Here is a 21,551-nt window from a genome sequence, read left to right as displayed (position 1 = left end):
GGTAAGCCGTGTGCGGGAAAACCGCACGCACGGATTGAAAGGGGACAGGGGAAACGGGTCCAACCTACGGACACCGCGCCCCTAACTACCAATGGACGACCGGCTGGGTTCCTCGCAGTGGAGCGTGACCGAGGCGCGGGGCACGGTGGCGCAGCTGCGGCATGTGGCCACCGACGGCCCGGAGTACGACGGCGTGGAGCTGTTCCTCGCGCTGTGTGACTACCTCGACGAGCTGTACGGCGGGATCGGGTTCGACCGGGTGTACACCGGGCCGGAGCGGTCCGCCCTGGCCGACGTCGTACGCCGGGTTCGCGGGCGGAACGTCGTACCGGATCCGGACGGAGAACGGCTGGTTCAGCCGGTGAACGCGGCCGTCACGCTGGTCGACGGACGAGCGCTCGCGGCCGAGCTGGAGGGGGCCGATGGGTGGCAGCGCGAGCTCGGACGGGCACTGCACGGGCTGTACAGCTATCTAGACCAGTTGTACGGCGGCCCGGGTGCCTTCACCGAGCTGCTGACCACGACCGAACGGGACCGGGTCGCGAGCCGATAACGGCACCGACCTACCGGCCGAGTTGGCACCCAGGTGCCACTACGGTAGGCGCGTGAGTCTCTCGTCCTCCACGCGACCCCCCTCCCAAGGCACCCGCGGAGCGGGCCGATCGGCAGGCGGTTCGAACCGCCTTCCCAGCGGCCGGGAGCGCCGCCCGGCCCTGGCCGCGCTGGCGGTCATCCTGATCCTGCTCGGTGCCGCCGGCTCGGCTCTGATCGCGCTGAACAGCGGCAACCGGTCCGACTTCGTCGCGATCTCCGCCGACAGCCTCGCGCCCGGCCACAAGCTCGAGCCCAAGGACCTGTCCCGCGGCGACCTCGCCGGGGCGACCGGTGGCCTGATCCCGTGGTCGGAGGCCGGCAAGTACCTCGGTCGCTACACCACGACCTGGCTGTACAAGGACCAGTTCGTCACGCCGGCCAACTTCACCAAGGCCGGCGTCAAGCCCATCCCGACCGGCGGAGCGGAGGTCGGACTCAGCCTCGAAGCAGGCCGGGCGACCTCGGACGGTATCGCCGTCGGGGACATCGTCTCGGTGATCCGGGTGCCTACGTCCAACCAGGACTCCGGTGCGGCGGTCGCGCTGGTCAGTGCGGCCGAGGTCACCGCGAGCTCCGGCGCCATCGCCGACACCAGGACGAACGCCAGCACCACGCTGAACGTCACAGTGCTGGTCCCGACCGAGAAGGCGACTACGGTGGCCGCCGCGGCCGCGGCCAAGTCGCTGGTGCTGGTGAAGCTCTCGCCGGACACCAAGCCCGAGGTCTCGCGCAACGACGGGAACAATTGATGGCTCTGGTGGCACTGGCGAGCGCGAAGGGCTCGCCCGGGGTGACGACCGCCAGTCTCGTCTTCGGCGCGCTCTGGCCACGGCAGGTGCTGCTGGCCGAGTGCGACCCGGCCGGCAGCGATGTGGCGGTCCGGATGACCGCACCGGGTGGTACGGCGCTCAACTCCGACCGCGGCCTGGTCAGCCTGGCCGCGGCCAGCCGCAAGGGCCTGGGCGACGAGGTGATCCTCGCGCACAGCCAGCAGCTCGACGGTGGCCTCGACGTACTGCTCGGTGTCCGCTCGCCCGAGCAGATCGGTGGCATGGGCGGTCTGTGGCATCCGCTCGGCATCTCGTTCAACCAGATGCAGAGTGCCGACGTACTGGCCGACTGTGGTCGCGTCGGTGCGTCCTCCCCGCAGCTCCCGGTCATCCAGTCCGCGCGGCTCGTCGTACTCGTGTGTACGGCGACTGGGTCGTCGGTGGCGCATCTGCGGGAGCGGCTGTCGTCACTGGTGCACCACGTCGACGCTCAGCTCGGTGTGGTCGTGGTGGCCGACCCGAAGCGACGGGAGGGCGTGAAGCAGGTTTGGTCCGTGCTGGACGCGATGTCCGTGCCGGTGCGGCACCGGTGGCATCTCGCCTACGACCCCGTCGGCGCCGCGTTCTTCGACGGGCGCGGTCACGGCCGGCTCGAGAAGACCGCGCTGATCCGGTCCGCGACCGACATCACCGCGGAGATGGCCGCCATCGTCGCGGCGCCGCCGCCGCAGGACTTCGACATGGCCAACGCCGCCTTTCCGCCGCGAGGTGACGGGCGGTGAGCGCTGACCAGGAGCTGGTTCGCAAGCTGCGGGTGCAGGTTGCCGAGCGGCTGAACGAACAGCGCCGCCGCGACCAGGTGAACGGCGTACCTCCGATGAGCGCGGAGGACGAGCGTGAGTACGCCCGCTCGCTGATCGTCCAGGTGCTCGAGGACCACGCCCGCTACGAGCTGGCCGAGGGCCGTACGCCGCCCACCCCGGACGACGACGCGCAGATCGCCGGCGCGATCCACTCGGCGCTGTTCGGGGTCGGCCGGCTGCAGCCCCTGATCGACGACCCCGAGGTCGAGAACATCGACATCAACGGCTGCGACCAGGTCTTCGTGCAGTACGGCGACGGCCGCGAGGAGACCCCGGGTCCGGTCGCCGAGAGCGACGAGGAACTGGTCGAGCTGATCCAGGTGCTCGCCGCCCACGCCGGCCTGACCAGCCGTCCGTTCGACTCGGCCAACCCGCAGCTGGACCTGCGGCTGCCGGACGGCTCCCGGTTGTCCGCGGTCATGGGGGTCACCTCGCGTCCGGCGGTGTCCATCCGGCGCGCCCGGCTGGGCCGGGTCTTCCTCCGCGATCTGGTTGCCAACGGCACCATGACCGACGACATCGGCTCGTTCCTGCGGGCCGCGGTCGCGGCCCGGAAGAACATCATGATCGCGGGCGCGACGAACTCCGGGAAGACCACCCTGCTACGCGCGCTGGCCAACGAGATCGGCCCGACCGAGCGCCTGATCACGGTCGAGCGGTCGCTCGAGCTCGGCCTCGGCGAGTTCAAGGACCTGCACCCGAACGTGGTCGCGTTCGAGGAGCGGCTGCCGAACTCCGAAGGCGTCGGCATGGTCAGCATGGCCGACCTGGTCCGCCGCTCGCTGCGGATGAACCCGTCCCGGGTGATCGTCGGTGAGGTGCTGGGCGACGAGATCGTCACGATGCTGAACGCGATGAGCCAGGGCAACGACGGCTCGCTGTCGACGATCCACTCGAACAGCTCGATGGAGGTGTTCAACCGGATCAGCACCTACGCCATCCAGGCGACCGAGCGGCTGCCGATGGAAGCGACCCAGATGCTGATCGCGGGAGCGCTCGACTTCGTGGTGTTCGTGCGCAAGCACAACGACTACCAGCACGGCGGCGGCCTGAGCCGGTACGTCGAGAGCATCCGCGAGGTCACCGGGTGGGACGGCCGGGTGCTGTCCGGCGAGGTGTTCGCCCTCGGTCCGGACGGCCGGGCCGCGGCGCACGCGCCGATCGCCTGCATGGAGGAGCTCGAGCACTTCGGGTACCAGCCGCTCGTGCACGGAACGTGGGCGTGAGGCAGTGAGCGAGCGGAGCGAGGTCACGATCAAGCACAGCACGCCTCGTGTCTCGTCGGCGCCCGGAGCGAAGCGAGGACGCCGATGAGCAACCGGACCCTGCTCGCCCTGCTCTGCGGAGCGGTCGTCGGCGGCGCCGTACTGCTGCTGATCATCGCGATCCGTGGCACGGAGCCGCGGGACGAGACGCCGTCGCTCTTCCAGCGCAGCAACGCCGACGCCCGGAAGAACCTGATCCGCCTCGGCGTCGGCATCGGTGTCGGTCTGATCGTGCTGGTAGTCACCCGTTGGCTCGTGCTCGCCGTGGCGCTGGGGTTCCTGGCGGCAACGGCCGACCGCTTCTTCGGCGGCACCGGGGAGGAGCGCCGGGCGATCGAGCGGCTGGACGCCCTGGCCACGTGGACCGAGGCACTGCGCGACACCATCGCCGGCGCGGTCGGCCTGGAGCAGGCGATCCCGGCGACGGCGGTGAACTCGGCGCCGGCGATCAAGCCCAGCCTGAACCTGCTGGTCGACCGGCTGCGGATCCGCGAACCGTTGCCGTCGGCATTGATGCGGTTCGCCGACGACCTGGACGACCCGTCCGCCGACCTGATCGTCGCGGCCCTGGTGCTGAACGCCCGGCTGCGCGGACCTGGTCTGCGGGAGGTGCTCAGCGCCCTGGCCGACTCGGCCCGCGAGGAGCTCGACGTACGGCGGAAGGTCGCGGCCGAACGGCGGTCGACCCGGCGCAGTGTCCAGGTGGTCGTCGCGATCACGCTGCTGATGGCGGCCGGATTGGTGCTGTTCAACCCGTCCTACATGGCGCCGTACACCAGCTTCGTCGGCCAGGTCGTGCTGGCCGTCGTGATCGCGTTGTACGCGCTCGGGCTGATCTGGCTGCGCCGGCTGGCCAAGATCGAGGTGCCGGAGCGCTTCCTGATCCGCAGCTCGGGGCGGCCCGAATTGTCCGGCGAGCAGCGGATGGAGGTGGTGGACCGATGACGTGGGCCTTCATCACCGGCGGTCTCGTCGGCCTCGGCGCGTACCTGCTGATCCGGATGTTCATCAAGCCGCAGGCCAACGTGCTGTCCACCATCGCCCGGATCGACGCCGGCCGCGGCGGGTACACCAGTGCCACCACGAGCGCGGCCGGCGAGCGGGTGCTCGGTGGTGTGGACCGGGCGCGCGAGTCGCTCGGCCGCCGGCTCGAACTGGAGGCGAACGCGCGTGGCTGGGCGTTCGGGAAGCTCCGTCGCGACCTCGCGGTGATGAACCAGCCGTTCGCCGCGATGCTCGCGACCAAGGTGTTCTTCGCGCTCGGGGCGATGATCTTCATCCCGATCGTGCTGTTCCTGTTCGGGGCGCTCGGCCTGAACGCGCCCGGCGCCAGCCCGGCGATCGTCACCCTGGCCGCGATGGTGTTCGCGTTCTTCCTGCCCGACCTGGCGTTGCGGCAGGAGGCGGAGAAGCGGCGCCGCGACTTCCGGCACGTGGTCGGCAGCTTCCTCGACCTGGTCGCGATGAACCTGGCCGGCGGCCGCGGCCTGCCCGAGGCGCTGATGACCGCGTCCACGATCGGCGACCACTGGGCGATGGCGCGGATCCGGCAGGCGCTCGCGAACGCGCGGCTGATCGGCATCACGCCGTGGGACGCGATGGCCCGGCTCGGCGAGGATCTCGGCGTCGAAGAGCTCCGCGACCTGGCGTCGGCGCTCGCACTGGCCGGCGACGAAGGCGCGAAGATCCGGGCGTCGCTGCTGGCCCGGGCCGCGTCACTGCGGCGCAAAGAGCTGGCCGACGTGGAAGGCAAGGCAGGTGAGCGCTCGCAGTCCATGCTGGTCGCGCAGCTCGTGATGATCGCCGCCTTCTTCCTTTTCCTCGCTTTCCCGGCCGCCATCGCGATCCTCGGAAGTTAGGCCGGACGATGATCAGGGCAATGGATCCAACGCACGGAGTTGTCCGTCGTACAGGGCATACTGAGGCCTGCTTCGGCCTCACGAATCGGAAGGCACTCGGATGAACTCGGAACTGCAGTTCTGGCGCGCGATGGCAAGCTACGCGGTGGCGCGGGCGCACGCGCAACGAGCCCGGGCACGCCAAGGCCGGACCCAGCTCGGCGCCTCCGCTCTGGAATGGGCCATCATCTCGGCGATCCTGGTCGCCGCCGCGCTCGCGATCGGCGTGGTCGTCAAGCGCGTCATCGACAAGCGCACCGGTGAGATCGGCGAAGGCTGACCGACGCCGTCATGCCTGTCCGCCCCGACTCTTCCGCTGACGCCGTACCGCTGCCGCTTCCTGCGCGCCGGTACGGCGTCCGTCGTGTCCGCGGCCGGCGACGATCGGAGCGGGGTGTCAGTTCGCTCGAGCTGGCTATCCTGGCGCCCGCGATCCTGGCGCTGATCTTCATGTCCATCCAGACCGCGCTCTGGTTGTACGGGCGGTCGGTGGCGCTGAACGCCGCGCAGGAAGGCGTGTCCCGGCTGCGGCTCGTTCAGCCGCCGGTCTACACCGAGGCGGTGGGGGAGAAGGTCCGGGCCGACATCGAGTCGTACGCGCAGCAGGTCGGCGGCACGTCGCTGCAACACGCGAGCGTCCCGCCGCCGTCGTACAACAACCCCGAAGGCATGGTCTCCTTCACCGTCACCGGCGACACCGTCTCACTCGTCCCCGGCCTGACGCTGAAGGTGACCCGCACCGCCACCGGCCCGATCGAGCAGTTCGAGGCCGACGACAAGTGAGCAGGAGATGACGCGGAAACTGGGGATCCGTCGCACCCTCGCGCGACGTCTGCAGCGGCGCGAACGCGGCGCGCTGGCGCTCGAGCTGGCGATCCTGGCGCCGGTTCTGCTGGTGCTGTTCATGTTCCTGCTCGCGTGTGGCCGCTACTTCCAGACGTCCTCGCTGCTGGAGAGTGCCGCTCGCGACGGCGCCCGCGCCGCGAGCCAGTCGCGCTCGCTGGCCGAGGCCCAGGGCCGGGTCGACGAGGCGGTCACCACGACGATGAGCCAGGCGGTCAAGTCCTGCCAGGAAAGCGCGTCCGGGACGATCACGACGGCCTTCACCGCCGGTGCGCCGCTGTCGGTCGAGGTCACCTGCACGATCAACTACCGCGACCTCGGCCTGCTCGGTCTCGGTGGCGACACCACGATCACCAAGCGGTTCACCTCGTCGCTCGATCCGTACCGGGGGGTGCGCGGTGACGGCTCCTGAACGGCACCGGTCGCGGGTCGCCGAGTTCCTCCGGATCGATGCCCCCGGCAACCATCGGCATTTCGCCCGGGGTGCGCTCAGTCCCGCGGTCGCGATCCTCGCGGTGATGATCTTCACCCTGGCCGGCCTGGTCATCGACGGCGGCCGCCAGCTCGGCGCCCGCTCCCGCGCGGTCGGGTACGCCCAGGAGGCGGCCCGCGTCGGCGCGGCGGCCATCCAGCTGAACAGCGCAGAAGCCAAGATCGACACCACCAAGGCGGCAACGGCGATCGCCGCCTTCTGCGCCCAGGTGACGTCGAACGATCCGGCCGTCACCTCGTGCGCGCCCACCAGGCTCACCGAGGAAGAGGTCGACATCTCGGTCTCGATCGCCAACAAGACAACGTTCCTGGGCCTGATCGGCAAACAATCCCTGAAAGCCTCCGGCACCGGCCAGGCCCACGCCGAACAAGGCATCAACAAGGCCGACGACAGCCCGACGATCCCCCCGATCGTGGTCAACCGGACGCGCGACGGCCCTGGCGCTCCGACCAGTACCGCGGTGCCGCCGACGATCGACCTTCCGTGCCCGACCTGGACCATCGGCTCACCGACCCCGATCTGGACGTTGACGCCGCTCCCGTTCCCGGCCACCTGCACGCCGAGCGTGACCCCGACACCGGATCCGTCGTCCACGCCGCCCGCGACCCCGCCGACCGCGACGCCGCCCTCCAGCCCGCCCAGCCGCTAGAAACCGAAGGAATGTCATCCGTGCGTAGGTTCGCTCTCCCCGCCGCGGCGCTGGCCGGCGTACTGCTGCTGTCCGCCTGCGGCAGCAAGGACTCCAACGACGGCGGCCTCCCCGTCCCCGCCGGCGGCGACACCGGTACGTCGACCTCGACCACCTCGCCGACCGGGGCGAGCCAACCCACCACGGAACCTTCGCAAGCGGCGACCACGAAGAAGCCGACCTCTGCTCACCAGCAGATCATCGTGCAGGCTGGGAACTTCGGATCGAATCCCGCCGTCCAAGGCCTCGTGAGCAGCTATCCGCTGTACTTCCAGGCGCTGGTGTCGAAGGACGACACCGTGCTGAAGAAGTCCTTCCCGTCGTTCTGGTACGCCGACGTCTCACAGGCGATCTTCGATGCCCAACGCAACGGCTGGGTCATGCGCCCGCCGGGCAGCGTGGTCGTGATGGGTGTGCAGACCCGGCCGGGGGGCATCGTTCGGGTGAAGACGTGCCGCTCGCAGACCACGCAGTACTGGGATCCCAAGGCGAAGAACTGGATCGAGATCACGCCGAAGGGATCGCCTCAGGTGATCGACATGGTCCTGACCGGACGTGGCTGGCTGCCGTACCGGCTGGCTCCGTCGAAAGGCGTCAACTGCTCGGGTGTGCATTATCCGGAATAGATCAGAACCGGGAATTCACATTCCGAATAGGTGACGGGGCACTGAGCAACGGGCATGATGCCCCTGGTCGAAGATAATCTGCCGGGTAGCCGAGTCTGGGGAGTGAGGATGCACAACCGAGTGGGCCGTGGACTGCTGGTCCTGAGCGCCGTACTCGCACTGGTGATGACCGTCCCCGCCACGACGGCATCCGCCGATACCATCCAGACCGGCAACAAGGTCTGCAGCATGTACGTCAACTCGGTCGGCTTCGGTGCGTACTGCAGCTCCGGTCTGGCGTACATCGGTGGGCCACCGCCGCCGACCTGGCGGGAGAAGCTCGACGGCCGGCCGTTCATCCCGTGCCGCGACTTCGACATTCCCGAGGGGATCCGGCTGCCGAAGGCGCCGGAGGGCAAGACCTGGGTGATGCGGATCACGATCACCGACTACAAGCTCGACAGCTACAACGGTGGGCCGGACGCGCACCTGGAGCGGGCCTACGTTCCGGTGGACGCCGCCGAGCGCGCTCAGTGCCCGTTCCCGGACTACATGAAGGACTTCTGGTGGCCCTTCAAGAGCACGTACCCGGATCCGGCGCTGCAGATCATGCCGACGTACACGCCGCGGGTGAACGTGCCCGCGTACTTCACGCTGACACCTGAGAGCTCGATGGCAGGGAAGACCGAGGGGAAGGCGGTGGACCCGAAGGACCTGACCAGCGGGTACTTCGACCCGAGTCACAACCTCACCATGCGCGGCATGGTCGTCCAGATCGTGATCGACCCAGGTGACAACTCCGGCACGTTCACGTGCCCGGTGGGCGTGACGCCGTTGGACGACCCGGACGGGTACGACCAGTCGCAGGACCCGGACCACCAGATCAACACGTGCAAGCACGTGTACAAGCGGTCCAGCGCGACTCAGCCGGACGGTATGTACACGGTGAAGCTGACCATCACCTGGGAGGTTTCGTACTGGGTCGGCCAAAGCACCGGCTGGACCTCGATCGGCACGGCTGACGTGCATGCGGTGCAGCGGTTGCCGGTGCAGGAAGTGCAGGCTATCGGTGGTTAACGGTGGGGGTGTGGAGGCGTGATGGTGAGGACGAATGAGCCGGTGCGGGCGGCGCGATTGCCGCAGCGGCGGTCGGGGAGTCCGGGCGCGGACCGGCTGAAGGGGTTCGTCGCGCTGCTCGCGATCCTGGCGATCGTCGGCGGGGTTCCGTACGTCCTGCTGCGGTTCTTCGGTACGCCGTGGCCGGACACGATGCCGAGCAGCAGCATGCTGTTCGACGAGCTGAGCATCGAGACCGTTCTCGGCATCATCGCGTTCTTCATCTGGATCGCCTGGCTGCACTTCGTCATCTGCCTGATCGCGGAGGCGGCGGCGGAGATCCGCGGCCACGGTCTCTCGCCTCGCATTCCGTTCGGCGGCGGCTCACAGACGCTCGCCCGCCGGCTGATCGGCACCGTCGTACTGATCGCGGCGGGAGCAGGCGTCAGCCTGCCGGTCGCCAGCGCGGTGACGACGTCCGCGACCGCGCCGACCTCGGTGAGCGTGACGCAGGGCGGTGACCAGAGCACGCGGGACCAGTTCCGCAAGACCGAGGCGCGCAGCAGTGTGCTCAGCGGCAACCAGGCCCAGACCACCACGCATACCGGCGTACGGACGAACACCGACGACAAGGGCACGGTGATCAAGTACACCGAGGTCAAGCCGCCGCAGGGCCGGAACTACGACTGCCTGTGGGACATCGCCGAGCGCTACCTGGGCGAGGGCCGCCGCTACAAGGAGATCTACGACCTCAACAAGAACAAGCTGCAGCCCGACGGCCGCCGGCTCAACAATCCGGACCTGATCCTGCCGGGCTGGCAGGTCCGCCTGCCCGCTGACGCCAAGGGGCCGGGTGTGCACACGGTCCGCGTCAACATCGACGACCACACCAACACGAAGCTGACGACCGGCGCCAAGGTCACCACCGGCACCAACGTCACGACCGAGACCAAGACGACCACCGGTTCGAAGGTCACCACCGGCAGCAAGGTGACGACCGGCTCGGGTACGACGATCGAGACCAAGACGACGCCCGGTCCGGGCAGCCGCTGGTCCGAGCAGGGTGAGGAGTCCGGTTCGAAGGTCACCATCGGCAGCGCGAAGAACGACCCGGGCGCGAAGAACGTCAAGCCGGGCGAACCGGGCATCACGGTCGGCCCGCACGGTCCCGGTACGGCGAACTCCGAGCCGGGCGACCCGGCTGCCGGTGGCACGCAGGTGCCCGTGGCCGTCCCGGTCGCGACCGGCGACGACGGCTTCAGCCTGCAGGACGCCGGGATCTACGGCTTCGGCGCGACGCTGCTCGCGGCCGGCCTGGCGCTGGCGCTGAAGCGGCGCCGCGGCTGGGCGCTGGGTCCGGGCCCGAAGGCGGCCGGTCACCGCACCACCGAGGTCGGTCTGCGGCTCGCGTCCGACATCCCGACCGCGCAGTTCGTCGACAACGCGCTGCGCAAGCTCGGCGCGGACATGACGCAGGCGCAGCGGCCGATGCCGAAGGTCGTCGCCGCGCTGGTGACGGACCGGGCGCTCACGCTCGTGCTCGACCCGTACGGCGCGCAGCCCGCTCCTCCTGGTCCCTGGCAGGCGATTGCCGAGGGCACCCGCTGGACGCTTCGGCGCGGCTACGCGCCGACCGGTGACGTCAACGCGCCGGCGCCGTACCCGACGCTGGTCACGATCGGCCAGAACGCCGACGGCGCGACCGTGCTCATCGACCTCGACACCGCGAACGGCATCGTCAGCTTCGGCGGGGTGAACAACCCGTCCCGCGACGTGGTCGGTTCGCTCGCGGTCGAGCTGGCGACGAACCTGTGGTCCGAGGGTGCGCACATCAGCATGGTCGGCTTCGGCGACGACCTGTCGTCGCTGGCGCCGAGCCGGCTCTCCTACTGGGTCCGGCTCGACGACGCGATCGCCGAGGTCACCCGGCGTACCGATGCCCAGGTGCAGGCCTGCGCGCGGCGCGAGCTGAGCTCGGTCGACGAGGCCCGGATGGCCTACCCCGATCCGGCGCTGTGGGGTGCGGAGATCATCTTCGTGTCCGCGCCGCCGTCGCCGGAGGAGCAGGACCAGCTGAACCGGCTCGCCGCGGACCAGCAGCGCAGCATCGCGGTGGTCGTGGTCGGCGACGTGATCAGCTCGCCGTGGCGGTTCGTCGTGGACGAGAAGAACCAGGCGGTCTGCCGGCTGCTCGGGCTCGAGGTCGATGCCCACAGCATCAACCCGGAGCAGTTCGCCGATCTGGTGGCGCTCTTCGACGCGGCCGAGTTCGACGCCCGGGACAAGCGGCGGGCCGAGCAGAACATGCCGGCGTACGAGTTCTCCGCCACCGACCTCAGCCAGCCCGCACCGGTCGAGGTCGACCTGCTCGGGCCGGTCGAGGTGGATGCCCGCGGCACCATCGACGACGGCCGGATTGCGTTGTCGACGGAGATCATCGCGTTCCTGTCCAGCCAGGACTACGGCGTGCACCCGAACGTGCTGGCCGGTGCGATCTGGCCGCGCGGCATCAGCGAGGAGCTGCGCGACGCGGCGCTGGAGCACACCCGCCGCTGGGTCGGGGTGGATGCGATGTACGCCGACGAGTCCGGTCGCTGGATGCTGAACCGCAGCATCGTCCGGGTCGACTGGGACGTGTTCCGCACGCTGGCCAAGCAGGCGACGATGATGGACGACCCGCGCGGGCCGCTGTCGACGGCGCTCAGCCTGGTCCACGGTGCGGCCTGGTCCAACGTGCCGGCCGGCCGCTACTCCTGGCTCGCCGCCTCGGGCATCGAGCGTCGCATGGTGGAGGCCGTCGTCGACGCCGCGCTGCGGCTCGCCGAGGCGTCCCTCAGCCACAGCGACGGCAACCTGGCCCGCACGGCCCTCCAGACCGGCCTCAGCTTCTCGCCGGCCTCAGAGGAACTCTGGCGAGCCACGCTCCGCCTGGCTGCCCACTTCGGCACCACCGCCGACGTCACGAACGTCGCCAGCCAGCTCTACGCCGCCCTCGCCAAGCACGGCGCCCCCCGCGGCCCCGAAGCCGAGACGGACGCCCTCGTCGACGAACTGCTGCCGGGCTACCACCGCCCAGCCGCGGTCGCCTGACACACAGCAAGAACCGCCCCCTGCACTTCGGTGCAGGGGGCGGTTCTTGCTGTGTGTATCAGAGCGTGGAGGCGGACCAGGTGTCGCAGTTGGTCATGTCGCCGGAGTCCATGCCTCTGGTGAACCAGCGCATGCGTTGCTCGGCGGTGCCGTGGCTGAAGCTCTCCGGCGTGACCTGGCCCTGTGTCTTCTCCTGGATGCGGTCGTCGCCGACGGCCGCGGCGGCGTCGAGGCCGCGGGCGATGTCGTCCTCGGAGAGCTCGGTGATGAGTGGCTGGCCGTTCCTGCCGGGGACGGTGGTGGCGTGGTTGGTCCAGATGCCGGCGAGGCAGTCGGCCTGGAGCTCGGAGCGGACCGAGTCGGAGGTCGGCCCGTTGCGGGTCTTGATCCGGCCGAGGATGCCGTACAGGTTCTGGATGTGGTGGCCGTACTCATGGGCTACGACGTACGCCTCGGCGAACTCGCCGCCGCGGGCGCCCAGATCCGTCTGCAGGGTCTTGAAGAACCCGATGTCCAGGTACACGCGCTTGTCGGGCGGGCAGTAGAACGGCCCGACCGCGCTGGTCGCCGGGCCGCAGCCGGTGCTGACCGAACCGTCGAACACTCGCATCGCCGCCGGTGTGTACTTCTTCCCGCGCCGGGGCAGTTCCGCGGCCCAGAAGCCCTGGATCGAGTTCTGGTAGAAGACGAACCGGCAGTCCGCGTTGCTCTGCAGGTCCGTGCCCTTCTTGCAGGAGTCCAGGTTGCCGGCGGCGGTGTTGCGGACCGCGGGCTCGTCGCTGCCGGTGCCGCCGGGGAGGCCGCCGTTCAGGAGCAGGATGACGACCAGCAGGATGATTCCGCCGATGCCGCCGCCGATCGGGATCGTGCCACCCGGCAGCCGTCCGCCGCCTCCGCCGCCGCTACCGCGGGTGTCCTCGACACCGCTGGTGTCGAGATCCGCATCCGGGTTGAATTTCACACCGCTTAGACTAGACCCCGAGGGCGGGGATCTTTGCCGTGTCGTGACGCTGCGCCGCCGACCCGCTACCTGACCGACCCCCAGACCCTGAGGACACCTGCCACCGCGATGATCACTGTCTCCAATCTCGAGGTTCGCGTCGGTGCCCGTCAGCTGCTCGCGCCGGCCTCGTTCCGGGTCGGCCCGGGCGACAAGGTGGGGCTGGTCGGCCGCAACGGCGCCGGCAAGACGACGCTGACGAAGATCCTGGCGGGAGAGGGCCTGCCCGCGAGTGGCTCGGCCACGTCGTCCGGTGAGATCGGCTACCTCCCGCAGGACCCACGCACCGGTGACCTGGAGATCCTCGCGCGCGACCGGATCCTGTCCGCGCGCGGCCTGGACGACGTCGTACGACGGCTGCGCAGTGCCGAGAAGTCGATGGCCAGCGCGGATGACAAGACCCGCGCGAAGGGCATGCGGCGGTACGAGCGCGCCGAGGCCGACCTGCACGCCGCCGGTGGGTACGCCGCCGAGGCCGAAGCGGCCCGGATCGCGGCGAACCTCGGCCTGCCCGACCGCGTCCTCGGCCAGCCGCTGGGCACGCTGTCGGGTGGTCAGCGCCGCCGGGTCGAGCTGGCCCGGATCCTGTTCGCGCAGGCCGAGACGCTGCTGCTGGACGAGCCGACCAACCACCTGGACGCCGACTCGATCATCTGGCTGCGGGACTTCCTGAAGACGTACCCCGGTGGCGTGATCATGATCAGCCACGACGTGAACCTGCTCGAGGAGACCGTCACCCGGGTCTTCCACCTGGACGCGAACCGGGCCGAGATCGACATCTACAACGTCGGCTGGAAGGCGTACCTGACCCAGCGGGAGACCGACGAGCGGCGCCGCAAGCGCGAGCGGGCGAACGCGGAGAAGAAGGCCACCCAGCTGGTCGACCAGGCGAACAAGATGCGGGCCAAGGCGACCAAGGCGGCCGCAGCCCAGCAGATGCTGCGCCGGGCCGAGCGGTTGATGTCGTCGCTCGAGGACGAGCGCAAGCAGGACCGCGTGGCGAAGATCGCGTTCCCGACGCCGGCGCCGTGCGGCAAGACGCCGTTGATGGCGCGCGAACTGTCGAAGTCGTACGGCTCGCTGGAGATCTTCACCGACGTCGACCTCGCCATCGACAAGGGCTCGCGGGTCGTCGTCCTCGGCCTCAACGGCGCCGGGAAGACCACGCTGCTGCGGGTGCTGTCCGGGATCGAGAAGTCCGACACCGGCGAGGTGATCGACGGGCACGGCCTCAAGCTCGGGTACTACGCGCAGGAGCACGAGACGCTCGACGTCAACCGGACCGTGCTCGAGAACATGAAGACCGCCGCCCCGGACCTGAACGAAACCCAGGCCCGCAGCGTGCTCGGTTCCTTCCTGTTCACCGGCGACGACTCGGACAAGCCGGCCCGGGTGCTGTCGGGTGGCGAGAAGACCCGGCTAGCCCTGGCCACACTGGTCGTCTCGGCGGCCAACGTGCTGCTGCTCGACGAGCCGACCAACAACCTGGACCCGGCGTCCCGGGCCGAGGTGCTGAACGCGATCCGCTCGTACACCGGTGCGATCGTGCTGGTCACCCACGACGAGGGCGCGGTCGAGGCACTCGAGCCGGAGCGCGTCCTGCTGCTGCCCGACGGCGTCGAGGACCTCTGGTCGCCCGACTACGCGGACCTGGTCTCGCTCGCCTGACCTACTCCGCAGTAATGTTCGTCTCATGACGGAGTTGGGACTGCGGTTGACGGTGGACGGACCGGTCGCGCGAGTGGTGCTCGACCGGCCGGAGGTGCGCAACGCGCAGACTCCGGGGATGTGGCGCGCGCTGGCCGAGTTCGGTACGGCGCTGCCGTCCGACGTCCGCGTGGTGGTCGTGTCCGGGGAGGGGCCGTCGTTCTCGGCCGGTCTCGACCGGCGTCTCATCATGGGCGAGAACGACCAGGGTGAGGAGCCACTGCTCTCGCTCGGGGCGAAGCCGACCGCCGAGGTGCACGAGCTGATCGCCACGTTCCAGGTCGGCTTCTCGTGGCTCAGGCGGCCGGAGATCATCAGCATCGCGGCGGTTCAGGGGCACGCGGTCGGAGCGGGCTTCCAGCTGGCGCTGGCCTGTGACCTCCGAGTGGTGACCCCGGACGCCCGCTTCAGCATGCGCGAGACGGCCCTCGGCCTGGTCCCGGACCTCGGTGGCACGCAGCCTCTCGTGCAACTGGTCGGGTACTCGCGGGCGCTCGAGATCTGTGCCACCACGCGGTGGGTGGAAGCGGCCGAGGCGAAGGAGCTCGGCCTGGCGAACATCGTCGTACCCGCTGAGGAATTGGCAGACACGGTCAAGGATCTGACCGAAGCGCTGCTGACCCCGCTCCCGGGCGCGATCCGCGAGACCAAGGCGTTGCTCCTCGGTGCCGCGGATCGCTCGTACGCCGACCAGCTCAAGGCTGAGCGGGAAGCCCAGGAGCGCCGGTTGAAGGAGCTCCTGGCCGCGTTCGGCTAGGGCCAGTTGCTGATCTGTACGTCGTTCGGCGAGGGGTCGCCCTTGCCGGTCTCGACGTACTTCTTGAGGCTCAGCAGGAAGCTCGCCCACTTGGTGCTGCAGTGGGACATGAACTCGACGGGCTCCTTCCAGCCCGCGTGCTTGAAGAGGACGATCGTGTAGTCGTCGACCTTCGAGAGCTTGAAGCCGACGTGAGTCCCGATCCACTCCTCGGGGCCGTCGACGACCTCCCAGCGGACGAATTCGCCGGGCTTCGTCTCCAGGACCTTCATGTCGAAGCCTTCACCGCCCGCGCCGGCGAAGCGGAATTGGATCACTCCGTCGACGTCGGTGTCGCCCTTGGTGTCCTCGGTCCACCAGCCGGCCAGGCCCTCGATCGTGGTGAGCGCCGCGGACGTGTCCTCGGGGGACGCGATGACGCCGACTCTGTGCAGGATGTCGTACATAGGAATAGCCCTTCTCAGTTGTCGCGGTTGCGCTGGATGGTTTCGGCGATCCGCTTGATGCGCTGCAGTCGCCGGTCCCAGCTCTCGCTGACGTTCGCCATCTGGGCGATCGCGCGCTCGAGCTGCGCCTCGTCCACGGTGTAGCGGCGTTCGCGTCCGGCCGGCGTGCCATGAACCAGCCCGGCCCGGTCGAGTACGGCGAGATGTTTGGCGACCGCCTGCCGGGTGACCGGCAGGCGATCGCTCAGGCTGGTCGCGGTCCCGCCGCCGTTCGCGAGCAGGAGATCGAGCATCCGCCGCCGGGTCGGATCTCCGACCGCCGACCAGAGCTCGTCGTCGATCACGGCGTGGACACCAGCCGGTCGACGTACGGCGCGAGCCGGGGAAGGAAGTAGCTCCAGCCGCTGGCGTGGTCGTGGTAGACCTCATCCGGCTTCGACGCCTCGTCGTACCCGGTCTCGGCGAACCGCAGCAGCGTGCCACCGTCCGACGGGATCAGGTCGAACGTCACGAGCAACGAGTTGGCCTCCGTAGCGACCTCACCGTCGTAGTCCCACCGGAACGAGAACCGCCGGGGCGGGTCGGCCTCGACGACGGTCAGGGCCACGACCTTCGTGTCCGGCTGCTGCCCGAAGGAGACGGTCCCGACCGCGCCCGGTACGGCGTCGAGCTCGGCGTCGTCCGGCCACCACTCGCGCAGGTGCTCCGGCGAGCTGACCACCTCGTAGACGACCTCTGGTGCGGCCTCCACCCGAATCTCCCGCTCGATACTCCGCGCCATCCCACTCACCGTTCCTTTCGCAACCTTTGGTTGCCTATGACTGTAGGGCACACTCACGTCATGCGCAACCATTGGTTGCATTAGACTCGAGGGGAAGTTTGCGGCGACCTCGAGTGTTGTCTAGGTCACCAGATCGGGAGGGGACCGGATGTCGGGCATGATGCGTCCTGGAATGAGCGCGTACGGCTGGCGACGCCAGGACACGTCGGTGGTCGGCCAGAAGCTGGCCAAGGGCACGCTGCCGCGGATCGCCAAGTTCGCCAAGCCCTATCGCTGGCACATCACGCTGTTCCTGCTGCTGGTGATCATCTCCGCGTTCCTGGTGATCGCTTCCCCGCTGCTGTTCAAGAAGATCGTCGACGACGGCATCAGCAAGGGGAACGCGCCGCTGGTGACGGCGCTCGCCCTGGTGGTCGCACTGCTCGCGGTGGTCGAGGCGGCGCTCGGGCTGATGCAGCGCTGGTTCTCGGCGCGGATCGGTGAAGGGCTGATCTACGACCTGCGCACCAAGGTCTTCTCGCACGTCCAGCGGATGCCGGTCGCGTTCTTCACCCGGACGCAGACGGGTGCGCTGGTGTCCCGGCTGAACAACGACGTGATCGGTGCCCAGCAGGCCTTCACCTCCACTCTGTCCGGCGTGGTCTCGAACATCATCAGCCTGATCCTCGTGGTCGGCGCCATGCTGGTGCTGAGCTGGCAGCTGACCGTGGTGGCGATCCTGATGCTGCCGATCTTCTTGATCCCGGCCCGCGTCCTGGGCCGCCGGCTGGCCACGATGACGCGGGAGCAGATGAATCTGAACGCGGAGATGTCGACCGCGATGACCGAGCGGTTCAGCGTCGGGGGAGCGCTGCTGGTCACGCTGTTCGGTCGCCCGGTGCTGGAGAACCGCGACTTCGGCGAGCGCGCCGGCCGGGTCCGCGACCTGGGCATCCGGATCGCGATGGTCGGCCGGGTCTTCTTCACCGCGCTGACGCTGGTCGCCGCACTGGCGACGGCGCTGGTGTACGGCGTCGGCGGCAACCTCGCCGTCCGCGAGACGTTGACGATCGGGACGCTGCTCGCGCTCGTCGCGCTGCTCGGCCGGCTCTACGGTCCGCTGACCGCACTGTCCAACGTGCGCGTCGACGTGATGACCGCACTGGTCTCGTTCGAGCGCGTCTTCGAGGTGCTCGACCTGGAGCCGATGATCAAGGACGCGCCGGGAGCGCAGGATTTGCCGGCTGACGCTGCCAGCGTGGAGTTCGAGCACGTCGCGTTCTCGTACCCGACGGCCGATCAGGTGTCATTGGCCAGCCTGGAGTCGGTCGCGGTCCTCGACAAGCGCGTGTCGGCGCAGGTGCTCGAGGATGTCAGCTTCGTCGTACGCCCCGGGCAGATGGTCGCGCTGGTCGGCCCGTCCGGTGCAGGCAAGACCACGATCACCAACCTGGTGGCCCGCCTGTACGACGTGTCCGGCGGTGCGGTCCGGATCGGCGGCCGCGACGTACGGGACGCGACGCTGCACTCGTTGCACGACGCGATCGGGTACGTGACGCAGGACGCGCACATGTTCCACGACACGATCCGGGCGAACCTGGCGTACGCGAAGCCCGAGGCCTCCGACGAGGAGATGATCGAGGCGCTCCGGTCGGCCCAGATCTGGGAGCTCGTCTCGTCGTTGCCCGACGGACTCGACACCGTGGTCGGGGACCGCGGTCACCGGTTGTCCGGTGGTGAACGGCAGCGGCTCGCGATCGCGCGGTTGTTGCTCAAGGCACCGCGGATCGTCGTCCTCGACGAGGCCACCGCGCACCTGGACTCCGAGTCCGAGGTCGCCGTCCAGCGGGCGCTCGACACCGCGCTGGAAGGACGGACGTCGCTGGTGATCGCGCACCGGCTGTCGACCGTACGGAACGCGGACCTGATCCTGGTCGTTGACCGCGGCAACATCGTCGAGCGCGGTACGCACGAGCAGCTGCTCGCGGCCGGCGGCGAGTACGCTGACCTCTATCGCACCCAGTTCACCGAATCCGGCACAGCGGCAGGTGTCTGATCATGATCAAGCTGGCTCTGGTCCTCGCCGTCGGCTACGCGGGCTTCAAGCTCGCCTACCACTCCGAGGACGGCCGCCACTACGGCCAGACCGGCGAACGCGCGATCAGGACGACCCTTTCACTCCTGATCGCCGCCCTCGCGGGCGGCGTCACGTACGTGGCACTCCTTCGGCACTAGGGCGCCGGCGTCTTCTCCGGGTCGTGTTCCAGCAGGTGCAGCACCGGTACGCCGAGGTGGCGCCGGGCCGAGTTGGTCCAGTCGAGGTGGAAGAACTCCGCGACCACGTGCGAGCGGGTCAGGATGATGACCTCCTGGCCATGCACATGCTTCACCGTGGCGACCAGGGCGTCGATCGGACGATCGTGGGAGATGCCGCCCTCGGCGGTCTGGCCGAGGTCGCGCAGCCGCTCCACGCTCCGCCCGCTGCAGCCCTTCGCCTCGGTGTCGATCGCCTTCTGCGCCTCGGCGAGGTCGTTGCGCTGGGTGGCGAGCCCCGGCCCGTAGAGATCCGCGGTGCCGAGCGCGCTGATCGAGGCCTCCACGCCGGCCTCCGCGTTGTGACACGGCACGAGCACGTGGTATTTGACCGGCTCGGGCATGTCCTGGTGCAGGTCGACGACGCGTTTCGCGTCTGTCCCGGACAGTTCCTGTTCGACGAGCAGTACGACGTCGTACATCTCGTAGCCTCCAGTTCCTACCAGTCGGTACGCCTACATTGTGCCCCCGGCAGACCCGAAAGTATTCAACTGAATCGTTCCAGCCGCCGCCTTCCGTACGTCCGCAACGCCCGCAACAAATCCACCTCCCGAAACGCGGGCCAGTACAGGTCACAGAACTCGATCTCCGACCGCGTCGCCTGCCACAGCAGGAAGTCCGACATCCGCAGCTCACCGCTGGTCCGGATCACCAGATCCGGATCCGGCAACCCCGGAACGTACAGATGCCGGCTGATCTCGTCCTCACTCAGCGACTCCGCGACCTCCGCCACCGATCGCCCGCTCGCCGCCGCCTCGTCCAGCACCGCCCGTACGGCGTCCAGCACCTCGAGCCGCCCGCTGTACCCGATCGCGATGGTCAGATCACCCGCGCCCGGCCGGTCCCGAGTCTCCTCAACCGCTTCCTTCAGCGCCCGAGCCGTTGAATCAGGCAACAAATCCAACTGCCCCGCGACATGCAGCCGCCACCGGTGATCCCGCCGCACGTGATCGGCCACGACCGTCTCGGTGAGCTCCATCAGGTAGTCCACCTCGGCCGAGTCCCGCCGCCGGATGTTGTCCGCGGACGCGACCCACGCGGTGACGCAGCGGATCCCGGCGTCCGAGCACCATTGCAGGAACAGTTCCAGGTGCTCCGCGCCGAACCGGTGTCCGATGCGTACGTCGTCGTATCCCGCGCCACGCGCCCACCGGCGATTGCCGTCCATGGCGATCGCGACGTGCTGCGGCATCGGCAGCCCGGCCAGCTGCCGCCGCAGGATGCGCGCGTACAGGCGATACAGCGGCCTCATTAGCGTTGGGCGCTGGAGAGGACGTCGGAGAGGTCGAACTTGAGGGGTTCCTCTAGTTGTTCGTAGGTGCAGGACTCCGGGGTGCGGTCGGGGCGCCAGCGGACGAACTGGGCGGTGTGGCGGAAGCGGATTCCTTCCATGTGGTCGTAGCGGACCTCGACCACGAGTTCCGGCCGCAGCGGGGTGAACGAGAGGTCCTTGCCGGCCTGCCAGCGGCTGCCTTCGGCGTTGCGCGGCGTACGAACGCCTTCCTCCTGCTTGGCCCACGCCCACGGGTGCTCGTCGAACGTGGTGACGAGCGGCTGCATCTCCGCGAACAGCTCCTTGCGCCGCTCGAGCGGGAACGCGCCGATCACCCCGACGCTCGCCAGCGTGCCGTCATCGTTGTACAGCCCGAGCAGCAGCGAGCCGATCCGGTCCGGCCCGCTCTTGTGCACGCGGTACCCGGCGACCACACAGTCCGCGGTGCGCTCCGGCTTGATCTTGAACATGACCCGCTTGTCCGGCTGGTACGTGCCGTCCAGCGGCTTCGCGATCAGCCCGTCGAGCCCGGCGCCCTCGAACTGCTCGAACCACTGCCCGGCCGTCTCGTGATCGGTCGTCGCCGGCGTCACGTGGATCGGCGCCTTCACGTCGGCGAGCGCGTCCAGCAGCGCCGTACGGCGTTCCGCGAACGGCCGCTCGGTGTAGTCGTCGTCCCCGAGCGCCAGCAGGTCGAACGCGACGAACCGGGCCGGGGTCTTCTCGGACAGCATGTTCACGCGGCTCGCGGCGGGGTGGATCCGCTGCTGCAGCACCTCGAAGTCGAGCCGGTCGCCGGATTCGCCGATCACGATGATCTCGCCGTCGATCGCGCACCGCTCCGGCAGGTTCGCCTTCACCGCCTCGACCAGCTCCGGGAAGTACCGCGTCATCGGCTTCTCGTTCCGGCTGCCGATCTCGATCTCGTCGCCGTCGCGGAAGATGATCGACCGGAACCCGTCCCACTTGGGCTCGTAGCTCATCTCCCCGCGCGGGATCTCCTTGACCGGCTTGGCGAGCATCGGTTTGACCGGCGGCATGACAGGCAGTCGCATTTCGCCATTCTGGCCCACCCACCAACTCCTGGGCGACGGGGCGCGTCGCATTGGTGAGGACCAAATGACCAAACT

The 21,551-nt window shown here is 69.1% G+C and carries 24 protein-coding genes; 17 read left to right on the top strand and 7 right to left on the bottom strand.

Annotated features, from left to right (window positions below; translation table 11 throughout):
• The first annotated feature begins 91 nt into the window (after nt 1–91).
• From ACZ3HV_RS34765 to ACZ3HV_RS34705, 13 genes are all read left to right on the top strand, one after another.
• Nucleotides 92–553: a hypothetical protein gene (locus tag ACZ3HV_RS34765; RefSeq protein ID WP_465690692.1), complete on the top strand. Its 462-nt coding sequence runs from the start codon at nt 92–94 to the stop codon at nt 551–553.
• 52 nt (nt 554–605) lie between these two features.
• Nucleotides 606–1,343, top strand: a complete 738-nt coding sequence (locus tag ACZ3HV_RS34760) for a hypothetical protein (protein ID WP_465690691.1) — start codon at nt 606–608, stop codon at nt 1,341–1,343.
• Entirely contained in the window at nt 1,343–2,146 is an 804-nt protein-coding gene (locus tag ACZ3HV_RS34755) for a hypothetical protein (protein WP_465690689.1), read from the top strand. Before ACZ3HV_RS34760 ends, ACZ3HV_RS34755 begins: the two co-directional genes overlap by 1 nt.
• The gene (locus ACZ3HV_RS34750; protein ID WP_465690687.1) at nt 2,143–3,453 is read left to right on the top strand and encodes a CpaF family protein; all 1,311 of its coding nucleotides are present in this window, start codon (nt 2,143–2,145) and stop codon (nt 3,451–3,453) included. Before ACZ3HV_RS34755 ends, ACZ3HV_RS34750 begins: the two co-directional genes overlap by 4 nt.
• Before the next feature lie 84 nt (nt 3,454–3,537).
• Complete coding sequence (locus tag ACZ3HV_RS34745; RefSeq protein WP_465690685.1) at nt 3,538–4,437, top strand: type II secretion system F family protein; 900 nt, start codon at nt 3,538–3,540, stop codon at nt 4,435–4,437.
• Nucleotides 4,434–5,351 (top strand): type II secretion system F family protein, encoded by a 918-nt coding sequence (locus tag ACZ3HV_RS34740; RefSeq protein WP_360372065.1) that lies wholly within the window; start codon nt 4,434–4,436, stop codon nt 5,349–5,351. Before ACZ3HV_RS34745 ends, ACZ3HV_RS34740 begins: the two co-directional genes overlap by 4 nt.
• A gap of 100 nt (nt 5,352–5,451) precedes the next feature.
• Complete coding sequence (locus tag ACZ3HV_RS34735; protein ID WP_360372068.1) at nt 5,452–5,670, top strand: hypothetical protein; 219 nt, start codon at nt 5,452–5,454, stop codon at nt 5,668–5,670.
• An 11-nt stretch (nt 5,671–5,681) separates the two neighbouring features.
• Nucleotides 5,682–6,173, top strand: a complete 492-nt coding sequence (locus tag ACZ3HV_RS34730) for a TadE/TadG family type IV pilus assembly protein (RefSeq protein ID WP_465690683.1) — start codon at nt 5,682–5,684, stop codon at nt 6,171–6,173.
• Nucleotides 6,174–6,180: 7 nt separating this feature from the next.
• On the top strand, nt 6,181–6,645 hold the full coding sequence (locus ACZ3HV_RS34725) for a TadE/TadG family type IV pilus assembly protein (RefSeq protein ID WP_465690681.1): 465 nt from the start codon (nt 6,181–6,183) through the stop codon (nt 6,643–6,645).
• A complete protein-coding gene (locus ACZ3HV_RS34720) occupies nt 6,632–7,375 on the top strand; it encodes a TadE/TadG family type IV pilus assembly protein (RefSeq protein WP_465690679.1) in 744 nt (247 codons plus the stop codon). The genes ACZ3HV_RS34725 and ACZ3HV_RS34720 overlap by 14 nt, the downstream gene beginning before the upstream one ends.
• Before the next feature lie 20 nt (nt 7,376–7,395).
• Entirely contained in the window at nt 7,396–8,040 is a 645-nt protein-coding gene (locus ACZ3HV_RS34715; protein WP_465690677.1) for a hypothetical protein, read from the top strand.
• Nucleotides 8,041–8,148: 108 nt separating this feature from the next.
• Nucleotides 8,149–9,096, top strand: a complete 948-nt coding sequence (locus ACZ3HV_RS34710; RefSeq protein ID WP_465690675.1) for a hypothetical protein — start codon at nt 8,149–8,151, stop codon at nt 9,094–9,096.
• Between the two features lie 21 nt (nt 9,097–9,117).
• Nucleotides 9,118–12,165, top strand: coding sequence for a hypothetical protein (locus ACZ3HV_RS34705; RefSeq protein WP_465690673.1), 3,048 nt, complete (start codon nt 9,118–9,120; stop codon nt 12,163–12,165).
• 58 nt (nt 12,166–12,223) lie between these two features.
• Here ACZ3HV_RS34705 and ypfJ read toward each other — a convergent pair whose 3' ends face one another.
• A complete protein-coding gene (gene ypfJ / locus ACZ3HV_RS34700) occupies nt 12,224–13,126 on the bottom strand; it encodes a KPN_02809 family neutral zinc metallopeptidase (protein ID WP_465690671.1) in 903 nt (300 codons plus the stop codon).
• A gap of 108 nt (nt 13,127–13,234) precedes the next feature.
• Between ypfJ and abc-f the strand changes: the two genes are divergently transcribed.
• Together abc-f and ACZ3HV_RS34690 are read left to right on the top strand one after the other, a co-directional pair.
• The gene (abc-f, locus tag ACZ3HV_RS34695; protein ID WP_465690669.1) at nt 13,235–14,833 is read left to right on the top strand and encodes a ribosomal protection-like ABC-F family protein; all 1,599 of its coding nucleotides are present in this window, start codon (nt 13,235–13,237) and stop codon (nt 14,831–14,833) included.
• Nucleotides 14,834–14,858: 25 nt separating this feature from the next.
• Nucleotides 14,859–15,629, top strand: a complete 771-nt coding sequence (locus ACZ3HV_RS34690) for an enoyl-CoA hydratase/isomerase family protein (protein ID WP_465690667.1) — start codon at nt 14,859–14,861, stop codon at nt 15,627–15,629.
• On the opposite strand, the gene ACZ3HV_RS34685 is transcribed toward ACZ3HV_RS34690, so the two are convergent.
• The 3 genes from ACZ3HV_RS34685 to ACZ3HV_RS34675 are packed head-to-tail and all read right to left on the bottom strand — an operon-like array spanning nt 15,626 to nt 16,856.
• A complete protein-coding gene (locus ACZ3HV_RS34685; RefSeq protein WP_360372098.1) occupies nt 15,626–16,075 on the bottom strand; it encodes an SRPBCC family protein in 450 nt (149 codons plus the stop codon). The genes ACZ3HV_RS34690 and ACZ3HV_RS34685 overlap by 4 nt on opposite strands.
• 14 nt (nt 16,076–16,089) lie before the next feature.
• Complete coding sequence (locus ACZ3HV_RS34680) at nt 16,090–16,419, bottom strand: ArsR/SmtB family transcription factor (protein ID WP_465690665.1); 330 nt, start codon at nt 16,417–16,419, stop codon at nt 16,090–16,092.
• Complete coding sequence (locus tag ACZ3HV_RS34675) at nt 16,416–16,856, bottom strand: SRPBCC domain-containing protein (protein WP_465690663.1); 441 nt, start codon at nt 16,854–16,856, stop codon at nt 16,416–16,418. The genes ACZ3HV_RS34680 and ACZ3HV_RS34675 overlap by 4 nt, the downstream gene beginning before the upstream one ends.
• Before the next feature lie 160 nt (nt 16,857–17,016).
• Between ACZ3HV_RS34675 and ACZ3HV_RS34670 the strand changes: the two genes are divergently transcribed.
• Nucleotides 17,017–18,891: an ABC transporter ATP-binding protein gene (locus tag ACZ3HV_RS34670; RefSeq protein WP_465690708.1), complete on the top strand. Its 1,875-nt coding sequence runs from the start codon at nt 17,017–17,019 to the stop codon at nt 18,889–18,891.
• 2 nt (nt 18,892–18,893) lie between these two features.
• On the top strand, nt 18,894–19,070 hold the full coding sequence (locus tag ACZ3HV_RS34665; protein WP_465690661.1) for a hypothetical protein: 177 nt from the start codon (nt 18,894–18,896) through the stop codon (nt 19,068–19,070).
• Here the strand turns inward: ACZ3HV_RS34665 and ACZ3HV_RS34660 are convergent.
• From ACZ3HV_RS34660 to ACZ3HV_RS34650, 3 genes are all read right to left on the bottom strand, one after another.
• Nucleotides 19,067–19,570, bottom strand: coding sequence for a hypothetical protein (locus tag ACZ3HV_RS34660; protein ID WP_465690659.1), 504 nt, complete (start codon nt 19,568–19,570; stop codon nt 19,067–19,069). The two genes, ACZ3HV_RS34665 and ACZ3HV_RS34660, sit on opposite strands and share 4 nt — an antisense overlap.
• 65 nt (nt 19,571–19,635) lie before the next feature.
• On the bottom strand, nt 19,636–20,400 hold the full coding sequence (gene uppS, locus ACZ3HV_RS34655) for a polyprenyl diphosphate synthase (protein ID WP_465690657.1): 765 nt from the start codon (nt 20,398–20,400) through the stop codon (nt 19,636–19,638).
• Complete coding sequence (locus ACZ3HV_RS34650; RefSeq protein WP_360372118.1) at nt 20,400–21,476, bottom strand: ATP-dependent DNA ligase; 1,077 nt, start codon at nt 21,474–21,476, stop codon at nt 20,400–20,402. Before ACZ3HV_RS34650 ends, uppS begins: the two co-directional genes overlap by 1 nt.
• Nucleotides 21,477–21,551: the final 75 nt, after the last annotated feature.

It is taken from the genome of Kribbella sp. NPDC020701 (assembly GCF_055562215.1).
Note: the sequence above shows the minus strand (reverse complement) of the source record. Positions and strands in the feature narration are given on the sequence as shown.